This is a genomic window from Viridibacillus sp. NPDC096237, assembly GCF_050278625.1.
Taxonomy (GTDB): Bacteria; Bacillota; Bacilli; order Bacillales_A; family Planococcaceae; genus Viridibacillus.
In genome coordinates this window covers 1-5,581 of sequence record NZ_JBNNTI010000088.1, presented here as the reverse complement: position 1 = coordinate 5,581, position 5,581 = coordinate 1, and the positions used below count along the sequence as shown (strand labels likewise).

Genomic DNA, 5,581 nt, shown 5'->3' with positions numbered 1-5,581 from the left:
CGCTCTCCTCTTTTTTTAACGATTAGGCAAGGGTCTTCTTAAGTATTGTCATTTTTCTTTTCTTGAAGAAATTAATTTTCATGGTAGTTCAATAAGAAAAAGGCTCTACTCCTTATTGAAGTAAAGCACCCGTGGGACTTGATCCCGACAACTAAACTGTTCGCCCTCTACTTGTTAACACATGATTAGGCTGGTTGGGACATTACGATCTCGTATAACAAGGGGTAGCGTCAGGAAAATGCGGATTTACAACGATAAGGAAATTCTAAATTAAAAGCCCAACTTCTCTACAGATCAAAATAGAGAAATTGAGCTTTTCAGTTACTTCATTTATTTATTGAATTCATTAACTGGAAGAAGTATTCAGGTTGATGAGTCTTATTTAGGTTATACCATGAATGTAATGCATCTGGTGTAAATACATCTATTTTTTTCAGTACCTCCATTGCAAATTCCAGAGGAGCTATTCCTGATGCAGTAACTAAATTCGCATCAGATACCGCAGATCCCAACTCATAGAACTTTTCTCCTTTATAGTTAGGACATACCATTTTAGTATATTCTAAGTTATTACTTGTATGCTTTCTAGTATCTAAGTATCCCATATTCGCGAGGCCCTCAGTTGCACCACAAATTGCAGCAACAATAGTGCCAAGCTTTAAAGCTTGGCCAATTCTTTCCAAGATAGGTTGATGAATTTCTTCACTCCAAGTAGTCCCTCCTGGTAAAATTAAAAGATCTTTACTCTCAAGAGTACATTCATCAAGGGAAATATCTGGTTTTATGCTCAGTCCTCCCATAGTAGTAATCATTTCTTTATTAGCTCCTACTGTAATTACTTTTAAAGGTGCTAAATCTTTTTTGAAATATCTTCCTGAGTTTAGTTCAGCAATTAAATATCCATATTCCCAGTCCGACATTGTATTAAATACATATAGAAAAACTTTTTTTGTTTGCATCCAATAACACTCCAATCACAATTGATACAGCTATTATAATATAACTACCCTGACAGTTAACGTCAGGGTAGTTGGTCTTGTAATCCTCGTTCACGTAACTCACCACGTTTTCCAAAGAATAAGGCTTGCGCTAAACCATTCATGGCTTCCCCCTTATTTAGTCCACGTTGAATTCGACGGCGTAGTGTTTCGTTAGATATGTAATCCAAAATAAAAATGGTTTTTTCGATTCTCCCCATTTCACGCAAAGTACAGCATCAGTATTAGGAATGAGTGCAACTCCTGTAACTGGCCCTAATTGATAAAAATAATATTAATCTAAGATGTAAATTGATCACTCTGTTTTTCACTAAAATATTTTGAGAGATAAATCTTTAATTTCATAAACTTCAGCCATAATTGGTAGTGTTTAAACTAATTTATTTTCCTGTGGATATTCTAAAATAATATCCATCTGGGTCCATTACTCTAAAGTCCACAAGACCCCACTCTTGTTTTTTTAGCTTAGATTCAATCGAAGATGGATATAAACTTCTAAAATTCTCATAAATTTTTTCTATATTTTCACATAATAATATTAGTTCAACTCCTTTTCCTTTTCCTTTATTAGAGTAACCTTCTCGTTTAAAATGATGATTATCATGTAATGTATGGTCTGGAGCTAACATTATTACTATGTTATCCCCTTCAAAATTTACCCTCTCTTCACTTTCGTAAATTAGACTTAACCCTAAATTTTTATAAAATTCCTTAGATACATTTAAATTATGGACAAATAATTCTAGTCGGAATATCAATATTAATCCCCCTTTTTATTTTATATTAAATCATAAGTGTTTAAGTAAAAACTCTTTAATCATTCTTCTCAAAAATAGCAAATGAAATAAATGGAAAAAATAAATAATTTTACTAGCACAGCAACTATCTATAAAATGTATAACAGAACAAATCTGGAAGTACTTCAATACCTTTCCCACGATTCACAGAAGTAGCCGGGATATATTTGTAATCTCCACCGTAAAATAAGTCATTCTCCAATAAAAACACCTCTTTCAACCTACATATTCAATTATATACTGTATCCCATCCTGTTGGAGCAAGCTGTATTTAGAACGGTAAAGGAACCAATTAGAAGGTTCCTTTTGTCTTGTTATTCTTATTTAAGGTTTCAGTATAACTATTCATGATCATTAAATAATTTATAAGCTTCACTTGCTTGCTCAAGTTGCAATTTATGTGTAATGATTTCCGTTGGATCAAATTCTCCGTCTATTATCTTTTTGTATAAAATAGCATTAAATGCATAACAGGTGCTTGCCCCATTTTAATACTAATATTTCTTTTAAATATATGTCCCAAAGGAAACTGATTGTACTTACACCATATACACCAGTCATTTGAATGCTGCCATATTTACGTACAGCATCCATAACAATTTTTTAAGACTTATTGTTCCACCCTGTACTTTAAGCATCTGCCCAACTGCTTCCAAAGGCGACTTTTTGCCATCCATACCAACACAATCATCTATTACAACATCCGCTCCACCTTTTGTGATTTCTCTAATAAACAATCCAGTATCATCTTGGGTATACAAAGTTTACTAATTCTACTTTATTTATTTTTTTTTGCATAGTTCATTCGGTATTTTTCGTTATCTACTGCTATAACTCGTTTAGCACCCTTCATCCAAGCAAACTTCTGCGTCATTAACCCAACTGGCCCACAACAAAGAACAACAACTGTATAAGATATGAAATATATTGAGTACTAAACTCTTCCTTTGTTTAAAATAAATTTATTGTTTCATTAATAATTTTTTCTAATACAATTTCATCCTCAATACTTAACTTTGGTATTAGTTCCCGCTTAATATCTTGTGATAAAAGCAATCTTAAATTCTGGAAAATCGTTAAAGGTATGAATGCAGTAATACCTTTAATAATCGATATATTCAATTTACGGATGCGTTAATTAAAGTTCATTGAGTTGCATAGGCAGCTCTTTTCTCTAACAAGTCTATTTTAGAACCTAACTTTCAACCCACAATGAACAAAATAAAAAATTCCCCACAACATTGTGTGAGGAAACGTAAACCCAAGATTATGTTTAAATTGAATTTCACTTTTTTAATGATTGAAATTTGCAAAAGAAGCTCTTTGATCATTTAGCGTTAGAATTACTTAATCAAGAGATATTATCTTTTAAAAATTTTTTGACTAAATCATCAATATCTTTGGATAAGTTACCAAGCCAAATCAAGTGTCCCCAAGTATCCAAAAGACATAGTTTTGAATGTAGTATATTTTCGTGAGCTAGCTTGGCGTGCTCTATAGCAACTGAACTATCAAAATTACTATGCATAATTAAGGTAGGGCAATTTATAGATTTTAAATCTTTAACGGTTAGTTCCTTTGTTTGCGATAAATCAATTAAGAATCCATGACCAGAGCGTTGACGATTATTCATTTGAGCAGTTAATGCAATGTCATTACCATTAATTTTATCTTTCGCATCTTTGTATTTTAGAGTGCTAAAAGATGAAAACATTTGTTTGAAGATAAAGTGAGGGAAACGATTATTCATCGCTGAAATCATACCCCAAGTATACTTTTCAGTTCTAGAATTGAATAAGACCGTTGCTGCCTTATATGTTCGATCCTTTGGAGTGAGCCATTCTTTAGTGACTGCAGATTGCAAAGTAAGTGAACGTGTAAGGTGTGGAAATTTTTTGGCGAAAATAATCCCTGTTGGTCCACCAGCTGATATAGCCAATACGTGAGCTTTTTCAATATTTAAATGCTGTAATAGTTTTGCGTAGTAGTCACAAGCCATTGAGAGAGAATCTCCTATTTCCTTAGATGTTTTTCCGTACCCTGCTCTTGAAGGAGTTATAATTGAGAAGCCATTCTCTGATAATGCTTTATATCCAAATTCTTCATGACAATTTGAATGTCCACCATGAAAAACGAGTACTGGTTCTCCTATCCCTACAATCGAATATTCAATAGATCCGTTATTAGTCGCAAATTCACCGTATGTTTTCTTCACTAGAATAAGCCTCCTATCCATTTTTCATTCATTCACCTAATTTAATTATATAGAGGATCGTATACATTACAATAAAGCCAAGTAGAAACATCAAAATGAGGGTCAGAATGTTGTAACACTTTTAAAACAATTACGGAGAATGCTATTTTTAATTTTGTAGAATCCAACGTAACTATTTAATAAGCCTATATTCAATCTAACTACCTCTTCATTTAAAGTGAATTGTTCCAATACAACCAATCTATGCAACAGTTCTTCTTCAACTAACCTGTTACGTTAGCTTAAGAAGTGATTGCTCTATCAGAACTATGTCTTCGATTATCCCCTACTACGAATAAGAAACCATCAGGAATCGTTAATTTTCCAGTGTATTCTTCTAGTGTGAAATCTTCTGTTTAATGTACCACCGTCAATTAGTTTTTTCTATATTCTTCTAAATAAGGCTCATCATAAGGTTCTCTATTGACATATAAAATATTATCTTTATAGGCAATATGCTCACCCGGTAAACCTTTAACATGCTTTATATAATTGGTATCTTCCTTCGCCTTAAAGACAATTACATCAAAGCGTTCATACTCTGTAATTTGTTTACTAATTTTATTTACAATGACTTTGTCTCCATTTTCATATGTAGGCATCATTGAAGCCCCATCTACCACTATTGGCGTAAAAATAAATGTGCGAATCGCCACAGCAAAAATAATTGCTACTACGATTGATTTAATCCATTTAATGAATTCATTTTTATTTTCTTTTTCCAAATATATCATCCCCTTCGAGTCTAATACGTTTTATACGAAGCAAAGTTTCAATCAGTAAATTTTAAATTAATTTTTTAAAATTACTGAGGCGCTAGTAAAAAAATCGTACTTTATTTAGAAACGCTCTGATTACTTGAATAAAATTAACAATGTATTTATTTCACTAAAAAATGGTAACAAAAAAATTATAAAGTGCGTGCAATATAATAACCGACTATAATAATGAACCGGTCTTTTTGTACACAAGCCCAAAGAGTAAGCCAATAAAAAAAAATATATATGCGTCCCAAAATGAAAGAATATTTCATTGTAAATCCTAATGGGATAGTGTATCACTAAAAATAATAAAGCCGTTATAACATTTGCTTTCCAAAAAGCCATTTTAAACAATTTCTTCGGCAATCCCCGCCATAAAAAAAACATTAAGGTAATCATCAATAGATAATGAAAATTGAAATGATTGCTGATTAATGATATAAGTTTCAAAAGTAAAATATAAGCCAACTAACAGTGAAAGAACTACTCCCCAAAATAAACCTTTCTTAACATTAACGTTCATTCTTAAGTAGTCAAATGGGTTAGTATGTAAATAATATTTTATGTATAACCAAGTTGGAACAATCCATACGAACAGCATTGTCCCACGCACCCGTACGTCCTACCCTGGCTACTGATATATTAAATCCTATAAAAATAAGGTCAACCAGTAAGATAAAATGTACCCTATAGAGTAGACACTTAAAAAAGGTCTGCTCTATAGGGTACTCTTATGTATAATGAAAAAAATGAGGAATCGGAGAACATTTA

Annotated in this window: 4 protein-coding genes and 4 pseudogenes; all 8 read right to left on the bottom strand. The window is 32.1% G+C overall.

All coding sequences use genetic code 11. The annotated features are described in order from the left end of the window. Nucleotides 1-326 precede the first annotated feature (326 nt). Nucleotides 327-959: a type 1 glutamine amidotransferase family protein gene (locus ACQKMD_RS21590; protein WP_427754599.1), complete on the bottom strand. Its 633-nt coding sequence runs from the start codon at nucleotides 957-959 to the stop codon at nucleotides 327-329. Nucleotides 960-1,027: 68 nt separating this feature from the next. Then, a pseudogene (locus tag ACQKMD_RS21585) lies at nucleotides 1,028-1,207 on the bottom strand (Tn3 family transposase); the annotation flags it as partial. 171 nt (nucleotides 1,208-1,378) lie between these two features. Further along, the gene (locus tag ACQKMD_RS21580) at nucleotides 1,379-1,756 is read right to left on the bottom strand and encodes a VOC family protein (protein WP_427754597.1); all 378 of its coding nucleotides are present in this window, start codon (nucleotides 1,754-1,756) and stop codon (nucleotides 1,379-1,381) included. 136 nt (nucleotides 1,757-1,892) lie between these two features. Next, nucleotides 1,893-1,997: pseudogene (locus ACQKMD_RS21575) on the bottom strand (MBL fold metallo-hydrolase); the annotation flags it as partial. Nucleotides 1,998-2,136: 139 nt separating this feature from the next. Further along, nucleotides 2,137-2,705: pseudogene (locus ACQKMD_RS21570) on the bottom strand (zinc-binding dehydrogenase); the annotation flags it as partial. Nucleotides 2,706-3,146: 441 nt separating this feature from the next. After that, a complete protein-coding gene (locus ACQKMD_RS21565; protein ID WP_427754595.1) occupies nucleotides 3,147-4,010 on the bottom strand; it encodes an alpha/beta fold hydrolase in 864 nt (287 codons plus the stop codon). A 281-nt stretch (nucleotides 4,011-4,291) separates the two neighbouring features. Continuing rightward, nucleotides 4,292-4,774, bottom strand: a pseudogene (gene lepB, locus ACQKMD_RS21560) (signal peptidase I). Between the two features lie 382 nt (nucleotides 4,775-5,156). Next, nucleotides 5,157-5,411 carry a hypothetical protein gene (locus ACQKMD_RS21555; RefSeq protein ID WP_427754593.1) on the bottom strand — a complete coding sequence of 85 codons (255 nt, stop codon included), beginning with the start codon at nucleotides 5,409-5,411 and terminating at the stop codon, nucleotides 5,157-5,159. Between the last annotated feature and the right edge of the window lie 170 nt (nucleotides 5,412-5,581).

Excerpts from the sequence above, each read along its gene's own strand:
- ACQKMD_RS21590 (WP_427754599.1), bottom strand. The coding sequence starts at position 959 with ATGCAAACAAAAAAAGTTTTTCTATATGTATTTAATACAATGTCGGAC.
- ACQKMD_RS21555 (WP_427754593.1), bottom strand. The coding sequence starts at position 5,411 with ATGCTGTTCGTATGGATTGTTCCAACTTGGTTATACATAAAATATTAT.